At 62.6% G+C, this 17,739-nt stretch carries 25 protein-coding genes; 11 read left to right on the forward strand and 14 right to left on the reverse strand.

All coding sequences use genetic code 11. The features are described 5' to 3' along the window. Positions 1–171: 171 nt before the first annotated feature. Positions 172–621: a MarR family transcriptional regulator gene (locus tag ACLBKR_RS03855; RefSeq protein WP_113338924.1), complete on the reverse strand. Its 450-nt coding sequence runs from the start codon at positions 619–621 to the stop codon at positions 172–174. A gap of 116 nt (positions 622–737) precedes the next feature. Between ACLBKR_RS03855 and ACLBKR_RS03860 the strand changes: the two genes are divergently transcribed. From ACLBKR_RS03860 to ACLBKR_RS03870, 3 genes are all read left to right on the forward strand, one after another. Continuing rightward, positions 738–1,466, forward strand: a complete 729-nt coding sequence (locus tag ACLBKR_RS03860) for a DUF899 domain-containing protein (RefSeq protein ID WP_113338923.1) — start codon at positions 738–740, stop codon at positions 1,464–1,466. Positions 1,467–1,490: 24 nt separating this feature from the next. Continuing rightward, on the forward strand, positions 1,491–1,979 hold the full coding sequence (locus ACLBKR_RS03865) for a DUF1579 domain-containing protein (protein ID WP_113338922.1): 489 nt from the start codon (positions 1,491–1,493) through the stop codon (positions 1,977–1,979). A 118-nt stretch (positions 1,980–2,097) separates the two neighbouring features. After that, entirely contained in the window at positions 2,098–2,874 is a 777-nt protein-coding gene (locus tag ACLBKR_RS03870; RefSeq protein WP_113338921.1) for a VOC family protein, read from the forward strand. Positions 2,875–3,070: 196 nt separating this feature from the next. Here the strand turns inward: ACLBKR_RS03870 and ACLBKR_RS03875 are convergent, their stop codons facing one another. The 5 genes from ACLBKR_RS03875 to ACLBKR_RS03895 all read right to left on the reverse strand — a co-directional run bounded on the left by ACLBKR_RS03875 (position 3,071) and on the right by ACLBKR_RS03895 (position 5,081). After that, positions 3,071–3,496, reverse strand: coding sequence for a PACE efflux transporter (locus ACLBKR_RS03875; protein WP_244711946.1), 426 nt, complete (start codon positions 3,494–3,496; stop codon positions 3,071–3,073). A 242-nt stretch (positions 3,497–3,738) separates the two neighbouring features. Further along, positions 3,739–3,969, reverse strand: coding sequence for a hypothetical protein (locus tag ACLBKR_RS03880; protein ID WP_112830777.1), 231 nt, complete (start codon positions 3,967–3,969; stop codon positions 3,739–3,741). Between the two features lie 59 nt (positions 3,970–4,028). After that, the gene (rpsU, locus tag ACLBKR_RS03885) at positions 4,029–4,268 is read right to left on the reverse strand and encodes a 30S ribosomal protein S21 (protein WP_112830778.1); all 240 of its coding nucleotides are present in this window, start codon (positions 4,266–4,268) and stop codon (positions 4,029–4,031) included. Positions 4,269–4,343: 75 nt separating this feature from the next. Then, the gene (locus tag ACLBKR_RS03890) at positions 4,344–4,625 is read right to left on the reverse strand and encodes a cold-shock protein (RefSeq protein ID WP_414900711.1); all 282 of its coding nucleotides are present in this window, start codon (positions 4,623–4,625) and stop codon (positions 4,344–4,346) included. A 246-nt stretch (positions 4,626–4,871) separates the two neighbouring features. Continuing rightward, positions 4,872–5,081, reverse strand: coding sequence for a cold-shock protein (locus ACLBKR_RS03895; protein WP_112830780.1), 210 nt, complete (start codon positions 5,079–5,081; stop codon positions 4,872–4,874). 436 nt (positions 5,082–5,517) lie between these two features. On the opposite strand from ACLBKR_RS03895, the gene ACLBKR_RS03900 reads away from it, so the two are divergent. From ACLBKR_RS03900 to ACLBKR_RS03910, 3 genes are all read left to right on the forward strand, one after another. Next, complete coding sequence (locus ACLBKR_RS03900) at positions 5,518–6,327, forward strand: polysaccharide deacetylase family protein (protein WP_414900714.1); 810 nt, start codon at positions 5,518–5,520, stop codon at positions 6,325–6,327. A 176-nt stretch (positions 6,328–6,503) separates the two neighbouring features. Continuing rightward, positions 6,504–7,976: a diguanylate cyclase domain-containing protein gene (locus ACLBKR_RS03905; RefSeq protein ID WP_414900716.1), complete on the forward strand. Its 1,473-nt coding sequence runs from the start codon at positions 6,504–6,506 to the stop codon at positions 7,974–7,976. A 127-nt stretch (positions 7,977–8,103) separates the two neighbouring features. Then, entirely contained in the window at positions 8,104–9,393 is a 1,290-nt protein-coding gene (locus tag ACLBKR_RS03910) for an adenylate/guanylate cyclase domain-containing protein (RefSeq protein ID WP_414900718.1), read from the forward strand. Between the two features lie 34 nt (positions 9,394–9,427). Here ACLBKR_RS03910 and ACLBKR_RS03915 read toward each other — a convergent pair whose 3' ends face one another. Further along, positions 9,428–10,312, reverse strand: coding sequence for a VOC family protein (locus ACLBKR_RS03915; protein ID WP_113487724.1), 885 nt, complete (start codon positions 10,310–10,312; stop codon positions 9,428–9,430). Between the two features lie 309 nt (positions 10,313–10,621). Between ACLBKR_RS03915 and ACLBKR_RS03920 the strand changes: the two genes are divergently transcribed. Further along, the gene (locus ACLBKR_RS03920; protein WP_112830784.1) at positions 10,622–11,032 is read left to right on the forward strand and encodes a universal stress protein; all 411 of its coding nucleotides are present in this window, start codon (positions 10,622–10,624) and stop codon (positions 11,030–11,032) included. A gap of 46 nt (positions 11,033–11,078) precedes the next feature. Next, on the forward strand, positions 11,079–11,399 hold the full coding sequence (locus ACLBKR_RS03925; RefSeq protein WP_113487722.1) for a TraR/DksA C4-type zinc finger protein: 321 nt from the start codon (positions 11,079–11,081) through the stop codon (positions 11,397–11,399). Positions 11,400–11,484: 85 nt separating this feature from the next. Here the strand turns inward: ACLBKR_RS03925 and ACLBKR_RS03930 are convergent, their stop codons facing one another. Further along, entirely contained in the window at positions 11,485–11,868 is a 384-nt protein-coding gene (locus tag ACLBKR_RS03930; protein ID WP_112830786.1) for an MAPEG family protein, read from the reverse strand. A 243-nt stretch (positions 11,869–12,111) separates the two neighbouring features. Here ACLBKR_RS03930 and trhA point away from each other — a divergent pair, with 243 nt between their 5' ends. After that, positions 12,112–12,765 carry a PAQR family membrane homeostasis protein TrhA gene (trhA, locus tag ACLBKR_RS03935; protein WP_112830787.1) on the forward strand — a complete coding sequence of 218 codons (654 nt, stop codon included), beginning with the start codon at positions 12,112–12,114 and terminating at the stop codon, positions 12,763–12,765. Here trhA and ACLBKR_RS03940 read toward each other — a convergent pair. Continuing rightward, on the reverse strand, positions 12,755–13,219 hold the full coding sequence (locus ACLBKR_RS03940; protein ID WP_113338912.1) for an ABZJ_00895 family protein: 465 nt from the start codon (positions 13,217–13,219) through the stop codon (positions 12,755–12,757). The two genes, trhA and ACLBKR_RS03940, sit on opposite strands and share 11 nt — an antisense overlap. A gap of 122 nt (positions 13,220–13,341) precedes the next feature. Beyond that, positions 13,342–13,911, reverse strand: coding sequence for an XRE family transcriptional regulator (locus tag ACLBKR_RS03945; RefSeq protein ID WP_113338911.1), 570 nt, complete (start codon positions 13,909–13,911; stop codon positions 13,342–13,344). Positions 13,912–13,937: 26 nt separating this feature from the next. Between ACLBKR_RS03945 and ACLBKR_RS03950 the strand changes: the two genes are divergently transcribed. Next, complete coding sequence (locus ACLBKR_RS03950; RefSeq protein WP_112830790.1) at positions 13,938–14,438, forward strand: GNAT family N-acetyltransferase; 501 nt, start codon at positions 13,938–13,940, stop codon at positions 14,436–14,438. On the opposite strand, the gene ACLBKR_RS03955 is transcribed toward ACLBKR_RS03950, so the two are convergent. Together ACLBKR_RS03955 and ACLBKR_RS03960 are read right to left on the reverse strand one after the other, a co-directional pair. Then, a complete protein-coding gene (locus ACLBKR_RS03955) occupies positions 14,389–14,691 on the reverse strand; it encodes a hypothetical protein (protein WP_113338910.1) in 303 nt (100 codons plus the stop codon). The genes ACLBKR_RS03950 and ACLBKR_RS03955 overlap by 50 nt on opposite strands. 115 nt (positions 14,692–14,806) lie before the next feature. After that, a complete protein-coding gene (locus tag ACLBKR_RS03960; RefSeq protein WP_113338909.1) occupies positions 14,807–15,544 on the reverse strand; it encodes a hypothetical protein in 738 nt (245 codons plus the stop codon). Between the two features lie 149 nt (positions 15,545–15,693). Between ACLBKR_RS03960 and ACLBKR_RS03965 the strand changes: the two genes are divergently transcribed. Continuing rightward, on the forward strand, positions 15,694–16,764 hold the full coding sequence (locus ACLBKR_RS03965; RefSeq protein WP_113338908.1) for a helix-turn-helix domain-containing protein: 1,071 nt from the start codon (positions 15,694–15,696) through the stop codon (positions 16,762–16,764). Here ACLBKR_RS03965 and ACLBKR_RS03970 read toward each other — a convergent pair. Next, entirely contained in the window at positions 16,749–16,895 is a 147-nt protein-coding gene (locus ACLBKR_RS03970; RefSeq protein WP_244711931.1) for a hypothetical protein, read from the reverse strand. The genes ACLBKR_RS03965 and ACLBKR_RS03970 overlap by 16 nt on opposite strands. Before the next feature lie 346 nt (positions 16,896–17,241). Next, complete coding sequence (gene msrB, locus ACLBKR_RS03975; protein WP_113338980.1) at positions 17,242–17,652, reverse strand: peptide-methionine (R)-S-oxide reductase MsrB; 411 nt, start codon at positions 17,650–17,652, stop codon at positions 17,242–17,244. Positions 17,653–17,739: the final 87 nt, after the last annotated feature.

Consider the following 17,739-nt stretch of genomic DNA (forward strand, 5'->3'; position numbering starts at 1 on the left):
ATATGGCCATCGTTTATAAAACGACCATGCGCTGAAATGGTTTCAATTCTGGAAATTTACAAATGCTTTGCCGTTCGATCAGCCATTCAAAAATGAACGAGATGTTTCCGACTTCTAATGGGACGGTAGAAAACGCGTTTTGGTGTGAAGCAAAGTGCCGCCTCCGTCCGCCTATCTCGAAATCTCCATCAGATCGCGCCTGAGGCTGTCCGCATCGCCGGAGGAAAGCTCGGCCTCCACGGCGGCATGGGTGTCCCGCCAGATCGGCAGGGCCGCCGAAAGCACCGCTATGCCGTCTTCCGTCAGACGCAGGCGCCTGCCGCGCTTGTCCTTCGGGTCCGGCTCCACGGATACCCAGCCCCGGCGAGCGAGCGGTTTCAGCGCGGCGGTCAGTGTGGTGCGGTCCATGGCGAGCAGATGCGCCACCGGTCCCATGGGCGGCGGCTCGGGCCGGTTGAGCGCCATCATCAGCGAGAATTGCCCGTTGGTCAGCCCGAGCGCCTTGAGCGCGGTGTCGAAGCGCCGCGCCAGCGCGCGCGCCGCCCGCTGCGCATGCAGGCACAGGCACGTGTCTCGCACATGGATCGTTGTCGAAAAGGGAATCAGACGCTCATTTGACATGTGATAAATATATTGATATCAACCTTTTTGTCAAGTCGGAACGTTCCGGGGGAGTAAAGCGTTGGCGTGCCATGCACGCGATTTGGCGCAGACCGCGCACCGAGGAGGAGGAGAAAATGCAGCATCCTGTCGTATCCCGTGAAGAATGGTTGGAGGCGCGGCGAGCGCTCCTGTTGAAGGAGAAGGAGGCGACCCGTCTCCGCGACCGGCTGAACGCCGAGCGCCTTGCCTTGCCCTGGGTCGAGGTCGACAAGGACTATGTCTTCGACACGCCCTCCGGCCCGAAGACCCTTGCAGGCCTGTTCGATGGCCGCAGCCAGTTGATCGTCTATCACTTCATGCTGGGGCCCGACTGGGAGGCCGGCTGTCCCGGATGCTCCTTCCTCGCGGACCATCTGGACGGCGCGCTGCCGCATCTCAACCATCACGATGTCACGCTGGTCTGCGTCTCCCGCGCGCCGCTCGACAAGATCGAGGCCTACAAGCGCCGCATGGGCTGGCATTTCCCCTGGGTCTCGGCCTTCAACAACGATTTCAACAGGGATTTCCACGTCTCCTTCACGCGGGAGGAACTCGCCTCCGGCCATGTCCTCTACAATTTCACGCAGACGCCTGCGGAGCAGGCCCATGACGAACTGCCCGGCCTGTCGAGCTTCTACCGGGACGAGGCGGGCCGCGTCTTTCATACCTATTCGAGCTATGCCCGGGGCCCGGAGGAACTGATCGGGACGCTGATGATCCTCGATCGCGCGCCGAAAGGCCGCAATGAGGGAACCACCATGGATTTCGTCCGCCGCCACGACGAATACGAGGAACGGCCGAAGGCGGCGACCTGTTGCCATTGATGCGGCCGACCGGGAGGAAAGAGCATGGAATTTTCAAAACCTCGGGAAGAGCATCGCTTCCTTGAAAAGCTGGTCGGCGACTGGATCATCACGTCCTCCTCCAGTCACGAGGACTACGATCCCGCCGATCCCGCCAAGGTATGGACCGAGACCGTGCGATCGGTCGGCGGTCTCTGGTTCGTTGCCGAGGGCAGGGGCGTCACGCCGGGCGGAACGCCTGCCACGACGGTCATGACGCTCGGCTACGATCCGCGCGCCGGCCATTATGTCGGCACCTGGATCGGTTCGATGATGGACACCTTCTGGGTCTACAAGGGCTGGGTCGAGCCGGATGGCAGGACGCTGACGCTGGAGGCCGAAGGGCCCGATTTCGAGGCCCCCTCGAAGACGGCGGTTTATCGCGACGTCACAAAATTCCACGATGATGACCGCCGGCAGTTTTCCGGCAGCGTGCGCCAGCCCGACGGTTCATTCAAGACTTTCATGACGAGCGAAATGTTGCGCCGGGGCTGAAGGACGGTCCCGATGCCGACGGGCGGCGGGGAGGTGCGATCCTCTCGGCCGAATACCTTGGCGGGCCGTGGGGCCCGGATATTCCTGAACAGGCAATCTGAAGAGAGAGGACCTTCCCATGCAAGGCGGATTTATCTGGTACGAACTGATGACGCCGGATACAGCGGCGGCAGCCGATTTCTATACGAAGGTGGTCGGCTGGACGGCGGCCGACAGCGGCATGCCGGGCATGGCTTATACGCTGTTCAACGTGCCCGGCTTCGAGATGGGCGTCGCCGGCATGATGGAGCTGACGCCGGAGCTTGCTTCCCGCAACATCCCGCCGAACTGGAGCGGCTATGTCATGGTCGATGACGTCGACGCCAAGGCGAAGGAATTTGCCGACAATGGCGGCACGGTGCATCGCCAGCCGGAGGATATTCCGGGCATTGGCCGGTTTGCCGTGGTCGCCGACCCGCAAGGGGCGGTCATCAATCTCTTCAGGCCCAACATGCCTGATGGCCCGATGCCGCCTTCTACGGCGCCGAATGCGCAGGGCACTTTCGGCTGGCACGAACTCATGGCCGGCAACGGCGAGGAGGCCTTTGCCTTCTATGCGAAGATGTTCGGCTGGACCAAGGACATGGCGGTCGATATGGGGGACATGGGCATCTACCAGTGCTTTGCCCATGAGGGCAAGGCGATCGGCGGCATGATGACAAAGCCGGCGGAAGTACCGGCTCCCTTCTGGGGCTACTACATCAATGTCGACGGCATCGATGCCGCCCTGGAACGGGTGAAAGCCGGAGGTGGGACGATCGTCTTCGGCCCGCAGGAAGTGCCGGGCGGCAGCTTCATCCTGCAATGCCAGGACCCGCAGGGCGCCTATTTCTGCCTCGTCTCGAACAAGCGGTGAGCCGATATCGGGCAGGGGTGCGGGCTTGTCCGGCGCCACCCCTGCGCCTCAGGCCGGAACCCGCTCGCCCTGGGCCAGAGTGGAAGCAGGAGCGACGAGCCTTGCTGCATGGTCCCCGGGCGCGATCAAGCCCGTGGGGTGGGTGACGGCGATCACCGTCATCTCGCCGGCGAGCGCCCGCCGGCGCGGCAAGGCCTCAGCTTTGCGGTCTGGCCGAGGCCGGCAGGCCGAACAGCCTGTCGAAGGCGAGATTGAAGACATAGGTGAAGGCGAGAAAATAGATCAGCAGCCCGACATTGGTCACGAAGGCCTCGGCGAACGGCATGCCGAGCGTCAGCGAAAGAACCGGCGTGAGCACGAGGGCAAGGCCGCCCTCGAACAGGACCGCATGCACCGCACGGCGCAGCGCGCTTCTTCCCTTCACCGGATTGCCGCTCTCCCACCATTCGAAGAGCGTGGTAAAGACGAAATTCCACGCCACCGCCGCGATGGATGCGGCGAGCGCCGCAATGCCCGAAGAGGTCGTATCGTTTCCGAGCATCGCGAAGACCAGCATGCTGGACAGCAGGGCAAGGCCTTCGAAGGAGCAGACATAGACGATCCGGCGGACGACGGGTGACATGACGATGTGCCTCCGGGACATGGCTGGCGAGAATGCGGGAGAGCCGGGCGGTGCGCCACCGTATAGCAAATACATCGGCCCCGCAGGAAGGCGATGCGCGAAAACTCTTGTCCGCCGGACCGGCTGTTTGCTTCGGTCGGTTTCGCATATGCGGCTGCGGCCGCCCTCGGAAAGGAAGTGTCGGCAGGGAGGGAGGCGGTAGGAAGGCCAGACTGTCTCCGCTTGCGGAGAAAGGCAAAGGTTCAGCGTGTGGCGGTCTTTTTCGCGGGGCGGCGGGCCTTTGGCGCAGGTTCGCCGGTCCGCCCTTCGGCGGCGTCACGCTCCAGCCGGAGCGCCTTCAGCTTTTCGGTCTTCTTGTCCCGGGCGATGACTTCCGCCTCGATGATGCCGCGGGCTGCGCTGTCTGTCGTCTGCGCCTTGTCGCGGGCGTTGATCTTTTCCGGCTTGAAGAATTTTTCCTTGGTCGCGGTCACGGGGGTCCTCCGATGATGGGGGCCATGCGCCCGTCGGGCGCAAAGCCGGGGAAGAATGGTCAGCGGCCCGGACGGGCCACTTTCTTCGGCGCGGGCAGGAGCCCTTCGCGCTGCAATTTCTTGCGCGCCAGCTTGCGTTGGCGGCGAATGGCCTCGGCTTTTTCGCGGGTGCGTTTTTCCGAGGGCTTTTCATAGGCGCTGCGCGCCTTCATTTCACGAAACAGTCCTTCGCGCTGCATCTTCTTCTTGAGAACCCGAAGTGCCTGATCGACATTGTTGTCCCGAACGAGAACCTGCAAGTGAACTCCTTTCCTGGCGGTAGAGCACCGCCTCTGTTGACTGGTACTGACGCTTGCCGGCGGGGCCGGCGGCTGTCAGTGGTGGATGCGGATGGACGAAGGCTTGAGCCAAGGCTCGCCCTTCGCGGTTGCTTCCGGCTTTTCCGGCGGCGTCGAGACCGTTGCCAGCAGATCGATGTCCGAGAGCACGATACGTCGATCGAAGTTTTCGGTTTCGAAGCGGATGCGATACTGCTTTTCGCCGCTGTCGCTCGGCAATATGGCAACGATCCGGCACGACGTCCTGTTCCGGCCCGTGCCGGAAAAACCGTCCTTGAGGATGACGACGTCACCGACTGCGGGGTCTGTTGAAGTCATGGCCACCTCCTTTTGCTGACGTTGCGCTTTTCTCTTCACGAGGGATTGGCCGGGTCGCGGCACTGGGCCGCCGGCTGCGCAACATCCCGGCGCCTCAGCGATGCCCTTGGGCGGTGCGGAGGGCGGAATCCTCGCGAAAAAACAAAAAGGCCGGGAATGAACCCGACCTCTTCTCGTCACTCAAACCCTGAAGCGCATTGCGCTCTTGCTGCCAGTACATCCGTGGTCAGCCAGGGCGAATGACAATCACGCAGCCCGAAGGTTGTCTGCCGAGCTCTTGCCCGACCGGTTGTCGCGCACGATATCGTAGGAGATCTTCTGGCCTTCGCGCAGTTCGCGCATGCCAGCCCGTTCGACGGCGGAGATGTGCACGAACACATCCGTAGAGCCTTCGTCAGGCTGAATGAAGCCGAAGCCCTTGGTGCTGTTGAACCACTTTACGGTGCCGGTATTCATAACGATTTCCTTTCAATCGTTTGGTTCGCCGGGGAGATATTCGTCCGGCTTGATCGATGTTGAGAGGAAATCTGACCGTGCGCCGCAGCGCTTAGACAAAGGTCACAAGCAATCTTCGATAGCGTTAATATAGGCGTTACCGTCCATAATGCAATGAAAGAATGAAAAATATCCGAAATTTCGATTTTTGCGAGTGCCGGAAAAAACTGCCAAGTCCCCTGTTTTGTTTGGGATAATCTTGCCGCAGATCGATAATTTTCTGGCGGCCCAGAGGGTTGAGGTCCGGGCTTCCGGATAGCGTTGTGGCCCGTCTCGTCGTCATTTTGGGTAGCGTGCGCCACAATTTCGGCACGCTCCGGGGCGAAGGCTTCGGTCGGTTTCGCAACCTGTCATTTTGTCCGTCCGATTCTCTCCCTCGTTCTTGAAGCCTCCGTCCATGTCGTCACCCCTGCGATTGTCCCGCCGCGCCTTCTGCGCCTGTCTTGCCTGCGCTCTTGCGGCCCCGCGCGCTTTGGCGGCAATGCCGGAAGCAGCGTCGGCTGTTCCGTCTGCCGGCCCGGAGGTGTTGAAGGAGACGGTGGAGCCCCGCCTCACCGTCGCGAAAGGCGGAAACCGGGCAGCGCCGCATGTGGCCCTGACGCTCGATGCCTGTTCCGGCCATGTCGACATGCGCATTCTCTCCGTGCTGATCGAGGGCGAGATCCCCGCTACGATCTTCGTCACGGCCCGCTGGCTGCGCCGCAACGCCGAGGCGCTCGCTCTCCTGAAAGGTCGACCGGACCTGTTCGAGCTCGAGAACCACGGGCTGAACCATGTCCCGGCGATCGACCGGCCGGGCACCGTCTATGGCATAGCGACGGCGGGCTCGATGGAGGCCGTGGTCGGCGAGGTGGAAAACGGGGCGAAATGGATGGTGAAGGACGGTCTCGATGCACCGCGCTGGTTTCGTGGCGCCACCGCCCGCTACACACCCGCCGCCATCGCCGCGATCGAAGCGATGGGCTACCGCATCGCCGGCTATTCTCTGAATGCCGATCAGGGCGCCACTCTGCCTGCCGCGGCGGTCGCGAAGCGGATCGCCGCCGCCCGCGACGGCGACGTGATTATCGCCCATGTCAATCATCCCGAGCGCTACTCCGGCGAGGGCGTCGCCCGGGGCATCGAGGCGCTGAAGGCAAAAGGTGCGGTCTTCGTCCGGCTGGATACGCTCGACGGGAAGGAGATCGCCGGTGTGGCGCAGCAGTGACGAGGAGGAGACGGCGCCTCGTGCCGCCGTCCTTGCAGCCGCTTTCGGCCGTTCCGCATCGTCATGGCCCTTGCCGTGCCGGTCAAGACGCGGTTTACCATTCGCCGTTAATACTGTCCGCATAGCCGCATCTGTGCCGGTCGCACTTTTCTTCCAACCTCATTTCAGGAGGTTCAATGCCCGAGGCATTCGATTCCGATATCTTCAATCTCGCCCCGATCGCCATGTGGATCGAGGATTTCAGCGAGGTGAAGGCGCAGTTCGACATCTGGCGTGCCGAGGGCGTCACGGATATTCGAGGCTTTCTGCGGGCGGATGTTTCGCGCATTGCGGAGTGCTCCAGGCGAATCCGGGTGCTGGATGTCAACCGCAAGACGCTGGAGCTTTTCGAGGCAGACGACGCCGATCATCTTCGGGCGAACACGTCGAAGATCTTTCGCGACGACATGCTGGAAACGCACATCAACGAACTGGCCGAGCTTTTCGACGGAAAGCAGGCCTTCTCCAGCGCGACGGTGAACTACACCCTCTCCGGCAGGCGGCTCGATATCCAGCTTCGCGGCGCCGTGCTGCCGGGTTATGAGGACACCCTCGGCAAGCTGCTTCTGACGACGGAGGACATCACCGCCCGGGAAGACGCGCGGCGCGCCGAAGTCGCCCAGAGGCTCCAGGCAGAGGGCATCTTCAAGCACTCGCCCGTCTCTCTGTGGATTGAGGATTTCAGCGGCATCAGGGCGTTGATCGAGGACGTTCGCGACCGCGGCATCGTCGATTTCCGGACCTTCATGGACGTTCATCCGGAGTTCGTGCGCCAGTGCATGAGCGAGATCAGCGTCATCGACGTCAACCAGGCGACGCTTGACCTGTTCTGTGCGCCGGACCGGATGACGCTTCTGCAGCGGCAGAACGAGATCTTCCGCGACGATATGGAAAAGCCTTTCCGCGAACAGCTCATGGAGCTCTGGAACGGCAATCTCTACCACCATCGCGAGGTCATCAATTACGCGCTGGACGGCTCGGAGCGGCACATTCTGCTGCATTTCTCGGTTTTTCCCGGTCATGAGAAGGATTGGTCCCGCGTTCAGGTGGCGCTCGCGGACATCACCGCCCGCAAGAAGGCCGAAGCCTATCTCGAATATCTCGGCAAGCACGACGTTCTCACCAAGCTTTACAACCGTGCCTTCTATACGGACGAGATCAACCGGCTGGAGAGAAAGCCGCTGCGGCCGGTTTCGGTCATCATGATCGATCTTAACGGGCTGAAGGAGGCAAACGACCAGCTCGGTCACGATGCCGGCGATGCCCTGCTCAGGCGCTTCGGGGAAATCCTGAACGGCGCCGTCTCGCCGCCCAACCATGCAGCGCGGATCGGCGGCGACGAATTCGCCGTCCTGATGCCGGGGGCCGACGCCAAGGCGGCGGGCGCCATGGTCGATACGATCAACGAACTTTTGAAGATCAACAACCAGTTCTACTCGAACGCTCCGCTCGGCATGTCCCTGGGTGCGGCGACGAGCGAGCCCGGCGAGACCATGGAAGCCGTCGTCAAGCGCGCGGATACGCTGATGTACGAGCAGAAGAAAGCCTATTACGAAGCAAGGGGTATTGTTGGCATGGCGGCCGCAAGGATGGCGGGCAGGGTTTCCTGATGCATGTCGCCGGGCTTCAAGCCGGCGGGGACCCTTGTACTTTCCTGCGTGACGTGAACTGGCGTCTGCCGAAAAGCTTCCTACATGAAGCCGCGCTGTTGAACGAAGCTACGAAGGAACCTGTCCGATGGAATCTCCGGCGCGAAAGCTGACGACGCTGAAGTCGATCTCGGACGCGGAAATCGAGGCCGAGCGCGCCCTGGCGGTGCTCCGGCTCTTTTGCGCGCTGGTGCTGCTGGCGCCCCATTTCGTCGAGCCGCTACTCAGCATGCCCGGGCAGCCTTTCCGCTGGCAGGTTCCGTCGGTGCTTTCGCTTGTGACCCTGTCATTGAGCGGGCTTGTCGCGCTCTTGCTCATAGGCCTTGGGAAATTCCGAGCCTGGATGCGCTACCTGTTCTCGTTCATGGACGCGGCCATGGTGGCGGCCGTCTGCTATCTGTCTTTAAGCTTCCACCAGCTTTCCGGCGCGTGGATCTTCGCCGCGCCCGTCACCTGGTCCATTCCGCTGCTGCTGACGGTCGGCGCATTGCGCTACCAGCCGGCGATCCAGATCTGGTCGACTTTCCTGTTCTTCATCGCGCTCGTGGCTGTCGCCATGCTGCTTCCGCTGGAGATGGGCGAACAGGCCGCCATACCCGCCGGCGTGTGGGCGCTGTTTTCGCCGCTGCCGTCATTCGCGCGTTTCAGCCTCCTCGTCCTCACCGGGCTTGCCTCCGTCGTGGTGATGTATCGCGCCCGCTCGCTCTTGCGCCGCGCCCAGCAGGCGGCTTATTCCACCGCGGAATTGTCGCGCTTTCTGCCGCCGGAAGTCGTTCCGCTGGTGACCCAGGGCGATGAGTGGCGGCAGGGTCGCAGACAGGTGGTGTCGATCCTCTTCGTCGATATCCGCAATTCGACGCAGATCGCCGAGGGCCTCGATCCCAAGGCGCTGTCGAAGCTGATCCGTTCCTTCCGCTCGATCGTCCAGCGCGCCTCCCAGGCCAATGGCGGCGTGATCGACAAGTTCATCGGCGATGGTGCCATGCTGTTGTTCGGCGTGCCCGATCCATCGGAAGACGATGCGGCAAGGAGCCTGAACTGCGCCCGCGACATCCTGCGGCTGATCGACGAACGCAACGGCTCGGTCGACGACGCCGTCCGTTTCACCGTCGGCATCGGTGTCCACATCGGCAAGGTCTATTGCGGCATCGTCGGTGACGACGCGCGGCGCGAATTCACCGTGATCGGCGATGCCGTCAATGTCGCGTCCCGCATCGAACAGGCGACCAAGCAGTTCTCCACCCCGCTGCTCGCCTCCGGCGAGGCCGTCGCGGCGGCGAAGGAGGACGGCCTCTGGGAAGTCGCCAGTTCCGAACCGCTCCGCGGCCGGCAGAAGGCGATCTGCCTGATGGCGCCGAAGGCCGCGGTCCAAGCCTGAGGCATGCGCATGTGCGGCGGGGCGGAAGTCTCCCTCACGCCGCAGCAGTCAGCGTCAGGCCGATGCCCCACGGGTCTTTCAACGCATGGCCCTCGGCGGTGCGGGTCACGGGGATTTCGAGGCTTTCCAGCGTGGCGAGCGCCTTGTCGAGCGCATTCCTGTCGTTGAAGGTCAGCGAATAGTCCGAAAGGCCGGACATGCCGCCTTCGCGGACGGTGGCGCCGCGGCTGTTCCAGATATTGGCGGCGATGTGATGATGATAGGTCCCGGCGCCGAAGAAGCTTGCGCCCGGATAGGCAGCCATCTTCTTCAGGCCGAGCACGCCCTCGTAGAAACGGTCGGCCTGCGGAATATTGCCGACCTGCAGATGCATGTGGCCGATCGCCGCCCTGTCCGTCATCCCGCCCCAGGCTGTCTTCGGAGCCTTGTCGTAGAGACCCTGCAGGTCGAGAGGCAGCGTCGCCATCTCCACCGTGCCGTCCGACAGGAACCTCCAGTCCCTGACGGGGCGGTCGGCATAGACCTCGATGCCGTTGCCCTCCGGATCGGAAAGATAGATCGCCTCGCTCACCAGATGGTCGGAGGCGCCGTCGAGGCGCACGCCATGCGCCACGGCATGGGCGAGCCAGTGGCCGAGTTCGTTGCGGTCGGGCAGGAGGAAGGCGGTATGGAAGAGGCCGGCGGCGTTGCGCGGTGCCCGCGCGACATCGCCGCCGGTCGTCAGCGTCAGCAACGGCTTGCCGCCCGCGCCGAGCACCACGCCGCTCGCCGTCTGCTCGATGGCCCGCAGGCCGAGCATCGTCTCGTAGAACTGTTTCACCCGGTCGAGATCGCTCACCACCAGATGGCTCCGGCCCACATGCACCGGTCGGGTAAGCGCAAAGCTCGGGGTTTCGTCTGCCGCAAGCGTGTCTGCCATGGAAATCTCCTTCGGATCGCCGCCGCTTCGGCTTTCGGCCAAGCGCTTTCGCACCGGTCTCGCCGCCGGCGGTCGGGCCGCGCCGCCGATCCTTTTCCTCATCTCTGCCCGGCGTTAATATGGAGATGTCGCATCGTTCACGAAAGGCTGAATAAAGTGGATTTATCGTTCGACGATTGTTGACGATGACTGTTTTCTTTGCCCGGCGAAAAATTGATCCTGATCAATGCGGGAAGGGCCGCGGCGACCCATGTTACGGACAAAGAGAGGAAACGCGGCGGGGACGGTCGCAGGTTAAAGGAGAAAGTCATGTACAAGAAAATTATTGTTCCGGTGGATTGCGGACAGCTCGACAAGGGCGAGAAGATCCTGCGCAAGGCCGCTTCGCTGCTCGATGCCGGTGGTGAGATTATTCTGCTGACCGTGGTCGAGGACATGCCGGGTTATCTCGCCATCGACCTGCCGGTCGACGTCATCGAAGGCGCGATCAAGGACGGCAAGGCCAAGCTCGTCGAGATCAAGGAAAAGACCGGCATCGACGCCCGTGTCGAGATCCGTTCGGGCGCGCCGGCCCGCGAAATCCTGGCGGCTGCCGGCGAACACGGCGCCGATCTCATCATCATCGCCTCGCATATTCCGGATCTCGCCAACTATTTCATCGGCGCCACCGCCGACCGCGTCGTCCGTCACGCAAAATGCTCGGTTCTGGTTGACCGCTGAGCGGCCGGCCCTCAGACTGCCATAGAAGAACAAGGAAACACCCGGGATGGACACCGCAAGATACGAACAGATCCTGAAGGACAGGCAGCAGGAGATCTTGGCCCGCCTGCAAAAGATCGACACCGATCTTGGCCGGCCCCGGGACCAGGACAGCGAGGAGCAGGCCACCGAGGCTGAAAACGACGAGGTCCTCGAGGAGTTCGGCGAGGTCGGCGAGAAGGAGCTGAAGGCGATCGATGCGGCGCTCGACCGCCTCGCCAAGGGCACCTTCGGCACATGCGTCAAGTGTGGCCAGCCGATTTCCGAACAGCGCCTCGCAGCCGTGCCCTACACGCCCTTCTGCCAGGAATGTGCATCCGGCAAGTAAGATATCCGGCCCGTCTTCGTTTTAACGGAGGCGGGCCGGTTTCAAATGATCCCGTCAAATCGTTTCGCCTTCGTCAGGTTGGTCCTCAAGGCATCTTGAGCAATGCGCCGATGGTGCCGCCGACGAGCAGCACGAGGCCGATCAGGGTGGTGAGTGCCGCGCCCGGCCCGCGTTTCCTGGCGTCGGAGTAATATTCCGTGGCATAGAGGGCACGCGCCGCCGTCCAGCAAAGGCCGAGCAGCCCGGCCACGGCATCCGAGGTATAGGTGCCGAACAGCCAGAGTGCCGGCAGGAACAGCACCAGCTGTTCCGCGGTGTTCTGCTGCACCCGGAAAACCCGTTCGAAATCGAGATTGCCGGACACCTTGGGCGCCTCGACGCCGAACTGCTTGCGGGCGCGCGCCACCTTCACCATGAACCAGACATAGGTAATCAGCGCCGCGAATGTGGCGAGCACGGTGAAACGCATGGCGTCGATCCTCGAAAAACAGCCGGAACGGCGAGGAATTTCTAGGTTAAACCGAAACGCTCCGCAAGGCGCGGGCACGCTCTGGCGATTGCCGCCTGACAAGGCGGGGGAAAGGCGCGGGGCGCGCCGGCGCGATCACGGAGTATTCCACCTCCGCCCGAAGGTTGACTTGTCCGGTGCCCTAAATTCGCTCATGATCTAATTGATGGCATGCAAGATGAAACATCAGGAAGTCCCGCGTCGATGACCGATCAGTTCCGCTTCGGGCGGCCCTACGATTTTCACGAACTGGTGGCCGATGGCATTGTCCACGCCGTCGGCGTGGTTTTCGCGCTGGTCGGTGCTACCGCGCTGATTTTCTATGCGACGGTCTGGTCTTCCCATGCGGAAATGGCGGCGGCCTGGATCTATGGCCTCGGTCTTGTCATCGCGCTCGGCGTTTCCTGCACCTACAACATGTGGCCGCATTCGCGCACCAAGTGGATACTGCGCCGTTTCGACCATTCGGCGATCTTCGTGCTGATTGCCGCCACCTATACGCCGTTCCTGGTCAAGGGTTCGGATGACTGGCGCATCATGGCGCTGCTCGGCGCGGTCTGGCTCACGGGCGTCATCGGCATCTGGCTGAAGTGTCGCTATCCCGGCCGCTACGACCGGCTGGCGATCCTGCTCTATCTCGCCATGGGCTGGAGCGGCGCCATCGCCCTGGGCCCGATTTCCAAGATCCTGCCCGGCATCACCATCACCCTCATCCTCGCCGGCGGCATCCTTTATTCGGCCGGCGTGATCTTCCACGTCTGGGAGCGCCTGCGCTTCCAGAACGCCATCTGGCACGGCTTCGTGCTCACCGCCGCGATGGTGCATTACTCGGCGGTGTTTACCGCGATCACTCTCTGAGGTTTCGCCAGCCTTTTGCTGATCTTGGAGCCATTTTCGATCCGAAACGGAATGAGATGGCGGTTACGATCCAGCTCAGTAGTGAGCCAAAAACGATGGCAAAGCCGAGTATCCCGATAAGCGTGCCCGAGGCCAGTGATGATGCGTCAAAGGGAAGGCCACCTGCTGCATAGGAGATGGCCAGCGAAATTAACGCCAGCACGAGTTGCGGCAACAACAAAACGGTCGAAATCCGCCAGCACTCGTCCCATTCCGCGAGACGGCCCTCGCGTTTGCGAAAATATGCTCCGGTTAGTAACCCGCTGGCGAAAGTTACACCTGTACCGGCACTTGATCCCACTTTCTCGACTACATTGAAATGAAGAAGCAGGGCAACCAGTGCTATCAGGGCTGCGGTGAACGCGAGCGATATCAAGAAATAACGAATAACAAGCGGCACAATGAAGTTTGGCATGGAGGCCTCCGTCGAAAATGGCTAATGAAACCACGACAACTTGAGGGTGATTCTTGCGAACATTCAAGTGGTGCGAGAGGGTCTGGTCTTTCTGATGCGCGTCAGGGAAGCCGGTGCGCCCTTCACCGCCCCTTGAGCAGCACCACCGCGTATCGGCAGGCTTCGCTGCTCTCGTTCACGAAAGCGCAGTCGGCGGGCGGGCCGAGCGCCAGACAGTCTCCCGCTGCGATGTGGTGGCGCGTCTCGCCCTCGAGGAAGACGAGGCTGCCCTCCTGCACCCAGATCATCTGCTGAAGGAAGGCGAAGGCCGCTGCATCGTAGGGAACCCTGGCGCCGGCCGGCAGGGAAACCTCGACGATTTCGAGCGGCATGTCGACAGCAGGTGAAACCTGCCGCCGCACATAGCCTGTTTCAGGATCGGTCCACACCGGCTGGTCCTGCGCCCGGGAAAGCCGCCTGCCATTGGCTTCGGCCCGCGCAATCAGGGTGGAGACGCTGAGCGACAAGGCACCGGCGAGCTTGCCGAGAAAGGCGGCCGTCGGGCTGCTCTCGCCTCGCTCCACCTTGTTTATCATCGCGCGGGAAACGCCGGCCCGTTCGGCAAGGTCGCTCAGCGACCAGTTGCGCGCGGTGCGTTCAGCGCGGATTCTTTCCCCTAGACAGCGGTCGAAATCGTCTGATAAATTGGACATATCGCCAATATAGTGGACAATATTCCATGCCGCAACCCGTTCTCATCCGTGATGCCGTCGAGGCCGATCTCCCGGCGATCCGCGACATCTACAATCATGCGGTCGAGCACACGACCGCGATCTGGAACGATGTGCTGATCGACGTCGACAATCGCCGTGCCTGGCTGGAACTGCGCCGTGCGAAGGGCTTTCCGGTTCTGGTGGCGGAAAGGGACGGCAAGGTGGCGGGCTACGCCTCCTATGGCGATTGGCGCGCCTTCGACGGCTATCGCCACACCGTCGAGCATTCCGTCTATGTCGACAAGGATTGCCGTGGCGCGGGCATCGGCAAAAAGCTGATGCTGGAACTGATCGCGCGGGCGAAAGCCGCCGGCATGCATGTGATGATCGCCGCGATCGAGGCGGAGAACACGCCGTCCATTGCCCTGCACGAGCGCCTTGGCTTCCGCCTCGTCGGCATTCACCGGGAAGTCGGCATCAAGTTCGGCCGCTGGCTCGATCTGGCCGCGATGGAACTGAGGCTGTAAAGCTTTCGAAGGCGCCAAGATCGCGTCTGCCCTCGTAGCGCCGCATCTCCGGCGCCTTGCCCCTGTTGCGGCGATAGTGCCAGCGCGCATAGACGAGGAAGGCCGGCAGGCTTGCCGGCCAGAGGAAGCTTGCGGCAAGCCCCAGAATGCGGGCGCCGTCCCAGCGGTTGCCGTTCGCCATGCCCTCGACATAGGTCAACCCCATGAAGAGCGCGGCGGGCAAAAGCCAGAGAATGAGCGCGAGCGAGGACATTGCGCAATTACCGACAAAACGAATCAATCTTTCTGAGATTACTCCGGAAATATGGCGTTTTGGCAAGCTCTGTTTGCGACGCACAATACGGTTGCGACGCACAATCGCGACCGGCCTATTCGATGCGGGCGCGCAGCATGTCGCCGCGGATGAGGATCGCCGGCTTTGCGCCGGGCGTATTCGGCAGGGCGCTGTCGACGAAAGAGGCCGTGGCCTCCACCAGATAGCTGACCGCCGTTGGCTGCAGGAAGCGCAGCGTCGCGTCGAGCATCTTGCCGGAAATCGCGATCGTTTCGTTTTGCATGACCCGCTTGAAGGTGATCCGCGCTCTCAGTGCCGCGCCTGAGATCGTCAGGTTTTCCGCATGCCCGTCGAGGCTGATATCGCCGGCGTCGCTGCGGATGTCGACGGCGGAGAAATCGCCGTCGAGCCGGGTGCGCGCGGCCTTCTGGTCGATGATGACAGCAGCCCCCGGCCGAATGTCGGCGGCAAGCTCCATGGTGCAGTCCGACCAGTCGAAGAAACGCGGTGTGCTGCCGACATCGACGATCAGCGTATCTCCGTCGATGCGCATCGCCCCCCGCGCCGGGCAGGCATCGGAGAACCAGCCGGAACGCCAGATCGCGCCCCAGCCCCGGCGCTCGCCCCTCAGCTCGGCGATATGCGGGCCTTCCGCGCCGGTGGTGATACGGATGTCGCTTGCCGATCCCTCGACGCGGATCGTCGAGACCTTCGAGAGGTCGACGGGGCCGGCGAGGCTGTCGCGCGTGGAAACGAAGGCGACGGCGCCGTCGATCAGGGCGAGCGCGATAATCGTGCCGGCGACGGAGAGGAGGGCGGTTCGGATTTTCATGGGAGTGCTCCTTTGGACGTGGGGATGTCCTTATCGAGCATGCCGGTTGCCCTGGCCGCGACCTCGATCGTGTTTCAGGTCGACCTCGAACGCGCTTTCGGGCCATATGGAGATATCAGACCGAATTCGTCACACCCGCCGACCTGCCCATGATCTTCGTACCGCTATCGTTTGCCGTCTCGCTTTTCCTCCTGGCCTTTCTCGTGCGGCTGTTGCTGCAGGGGCGGGAAAGCCTTGGCAGCAATCATCTCTTCGTCCTGCTGGTCGCGCTTTACGTGGCGCAGACGGTGCTGGTCGGCCTGCGCTGGGGCTATGGCGTGACCGCCATCCTGCCGATCCTGTCGCTTTTTGCGAGCCTCGTGCCGCCGCTCACCTATCTTGCCTTCCGCGATCTTGCCCGCGAGGAGGGGAACGGCCTTTCCGCCCGAGACTGGCCGCATCTGATGCCGACGCTCGTGCTGGCCGTGCTGCTCGTCGTCTGGCGCGATCTGATCGACCTGCTGATTATCGGCGAGTTCCTGGGGTACGGGATGCGGCTCGCCTGGCTCGCCCGCCTCGGCACTGACGGGCTCGTGGCCTCGCGTCTCGACGGTTCGCTCCGCTCCCATCGCTCGCTGGTGCTGGCGGCGCTGACGCTCATGTCGTCGGCCCTGACGGACATCGGCATCAGCTTTGACATGGCGTTCGGCGGCGGCCGCCATTCCGCCGCGGTGGTCTCGGCGGCGACCACCGTCATCCTGCTCCTGCTCGGGATTGCCGCCGTCGTCGCCGGCGCCGAAGAGGGGGCGGGCGGAGAGGAGGAGGCATCGCCTGCAGACGAAGTCAGGGCATACTCCCCGACACCGGAGGTTTCCGGCGCGGACGGGGAAGTCGCGGCCGGTCTCGACCGGCTGATCCGCGAGCGGCGCCTTTATGCCGATGCCGGCCTCAATCTCGGCAAGCTCGCCCGCCGCATGGGCCTGCCGGCCCGCGCCGTTTCCCATGCGGTCAATCGCGTCCACGGCATGAGCGTTTCGCAATACGTCAACAATTTCCGCATTGCCGAAGCCTGCCGGCTTCTCGCGGAAACCGACATGCCCGTCACCCGCATCGTCTTCGAGGCGGGCTTCATGACCAAGTCGAATTTCAACCGGGAATTCCTGCGGGTAACGGGAACGAACCCCACGCGCTGGCGCGGGGAAAAGGCCGCCGCCATTTGTGCGGATCAGCCGCCGAAATAGTTGAAATAGGCCCAGACCAGCACGAAGACCGCGATAACGCCGGCGGCGATCAGCGCCTTCTTCAGGCCCGGTGGCACCTTCTTCGGTTCCTTCGGCTTCTGCGGTTTCCTGAATTCGACGACATTGCTCACGCGGATGATTCCCTTGGATGCTGTGGCGCGGAACTTAGAGCAATTCCAGCAAAAGTGGGAACCGGTTTTGCGTTCGCAAATGCGTAAAACAAAGAAGTAAAGCATGTCGCGCAAAAGTGCGAAGCGGTTTTATGGGGTAGCGGGGAGGCGAGGAGGTGGGGTGTTTCCGGCTCTGCTGCAATGGAGTTTTCTACGATAAGCCATTCGCTTGCGGCTTCACCCCCTGTGCCCGGCAGGGCAGAGGGGGTATCCGCAGAATGTCGCAGCTTGTGTCACCGCTTCCGCAACGGCTCGACCTATGTAAGCCTTTGCGTGATCGATACCCATCACCGCCCTCTCACAACCATCAAGCCTCAGGTTCGAACACCATCGAATGACCGTTGATGCAGTAGCGCAGGCCGGTCGGCTTCGGACCGTCGGGGAAGACGTGGCCGAGATGGCCGCCGCAATTGGCGCAGCGGATTTCCGTCCGCACCATGCCGTAGGAGGCATCGCGGTGTTCGGTGACAGCACCGGGCTTCACCGGCTCGAAATAGCTCGGCCAGCCGCAGCCGGCGTCGAACTTGGTGTCGGAATAAAACAGCGGCTCGTCGCAGGCCGCGCAGCGGTAGAGGCCTTTTTCGAACGAGTTCCAGTAGGGTCCGGTGAAGGCCCGCTCGGTGCCGTGCTCGCGCAGGATTCGGTATTGTTCCGGCGTCAGCTGCTCGCGCCACTCGGCTTCGGACTTCTCGATCTTCGGCTTGACGGGATCTGCCATGGTCATCTCCTTGTTCTCCCCCTAGATAGGACGCCGATCCATCCGCGGCAATGCCGGTGATACCGTCGCCCCCGGCATGTCGGCCGG

The organism is Paenirhizobium cremeum (assembly GCF_047553425.1).
GTDB classification, from domain to species: domain Bacteria; phylum Pseudomonadota; class Alphaproteobacteria; order Rhizobiales; family Rhizobiaceae; genus Allorhizobium; species Allorhizobium cremeum.

What these genes read in the sequence shown, in the direction of transcription:
- ACLBKR_RS03855 (WP_113338924.1), bottom strand. Translation starts at nt 621, where the DNA reads ATGTCAAATGAGCGTCTGATTCCCTTTTCGACAACGATCCATGTGCGA.
- ACLBKR_RS03860 (WP_113338923.1), top strand. Translation starts at nt 738, where the DNA reads ATGCAGCATCCTGTCGTATCCCGTGAAGAATGGTTGGAGGCGCGGCGA.
- ACLBKR_RS03865 (WP_113338922.1), top strand. Translation starts at nt 1,491, where the DNA reads ATGGAATTTTCAAAACCTCGGGAAGAGCATCGCTTCCTTGAAAAGCTG.
- ACLBKR_RS03870 (WP_113338921.1), top strand. Translation starts at nt 2,098, where the DNA reads ATGCAAGGCGGATTTATCTGGTACGAACTGATGACGCCGGATACAGCG.
- ACLBKR_RS03875 (WP_244711946.1), bottom strand. Translation starts at nt 3,496, where the DNA reads ATGTCACCCGTCGTCCGCCGGATCGTCTATGTCTGCTCCTTCGAAGGC.
- ACLBKR_RS03890 (WP_414900711.1), bottom strand. Translation starts at nt 4,625, where the DNA reads ATGACTTCAACAGACCCCGCAGTCGGTGACGTCGTCATCCTCAAGGAC.
- ACLBKR_RS03895 (WP_112830780.1), bottom strand. Translation starts at nt 5,081, where the DNA reads ATGAATACCGGCACCGTAAAGTGGTTCAACAGCACCAAGGGCTTCGGC.
- ACLBKR_RS03900 (WP_414900714.1), top strand. Translation starts at nt 5,518, where the DNA reads ATGTCGTCACCCCTGCGATTGTCCCGCCGCGCCTTCTGCGCCTGTCTT.
- ACLBKR_RS03905 (WP_414900716.1), top strand. Translation starts at nt 6,504, where the DNA reads ATGCCCGAGGCATTCGATTCCGATATCTTCAATCTCGCCCCGATCGCC.
- ACLBKR_RS03910 (WP_414900718.1), top strand. Translation starts at nt 8,104, where the DNA reads ATGGAATCTCCGGCGCGAAAGCTGACGACGCTGAAGTCGATCTCGGAC.
- ACLBKR_RS03915 (WP_113487724.1), bottom strand. Translation starts at nt 10,312, where the DNA reads ATGGCAGACACGCTTGCGGCAGACGAAACCCCGAGCTTTGCGCTTACC.
- ACLBKR_RS03920 (WP_112830784.1), top strand. Translation starts at nt 10,622, where the DNA reads ATGTACAAGAAAATTATTGTTCCGGTGGATTGCGGACAGCTCGACAAG.
- ACLBKR_RS03925 (WP_113487722.1), top strand. Translation starts at nt 11,079, where the DNA reads ATGGACACCGCAAGATACGAACAGATCCTGAAGGACAGGCAGCAGGAG.
- ACLBKR_RS03930 (WP_112830786.1), bottom strand. Translation starts at nt 11,868, where the DNA reads ATGCGTTTCACCGTGCTCGCCACATTCGCGGCGCTGATTACCTATGTC.
- trhA (WP_112830787.1), top strand. Translation starts at nt 12,112, where the DNA reads ATGACCGATCAGTTCCGCTTCGGGCGGCCCTACGATTTTCACGAACTG.
- ACLBKR_RS03940 (WP_113338912.1), bottom strand. Translation starts at nt 13,219, where the DNA reads ATGCCAAACTTCATTGTGCCGCTTGTTATTCGTTATTTCTTGATATCG.
- ACLBKR_RS03945 (WP_113338911.1), bottom strand. Translation starts at nt 13,911, where the DNA reads ATGTCCAATTTATCAGACGATTTCGACCGCTGTCTAGGGGAAAGAATC.
- ACLBKR_RS03950 (WP_112830790.1), top strand. Translation starts at nt 13,938, where the DNA reads ATGCCGCAACCCGTTCTCATCCGTGATGCCGTCGAGGCCGATCTCCCG.
- ACLBKR_RS03955 (WP_113338910.1), bottom strand. Translation starts at nt 14,691, where the DNA reads ATGTCCTCGCTCGCGCTCATTCTCTGGCTTTTGCCCGCCGCGCTCTTC.
- ACLBKR_RS03960 (WP_113338909.1), bottom strand. Translation starts at nt 15,544, where the DNA reads ATGAAAATCCGAACCGCCCTCCTCTCCGTCGCCGGCACGATTATCGCG.
- ACLBKR_RS03965 (WP_113338908.1), top strand. Translation starts at nt 15,694, where the DNA reads ATGATCTTCGTACCGCTATCGTTTGCCGTCTCGCTTTTCCTCCTGGCC.
- msrB (WP_113338980.1), bottom strand. Translation starts at nt 17,652, where the DNA reads ATGGCAGATCCCGTCAAGCCGAAGATCGAGAAGTCCGAAGCCGAGTGG.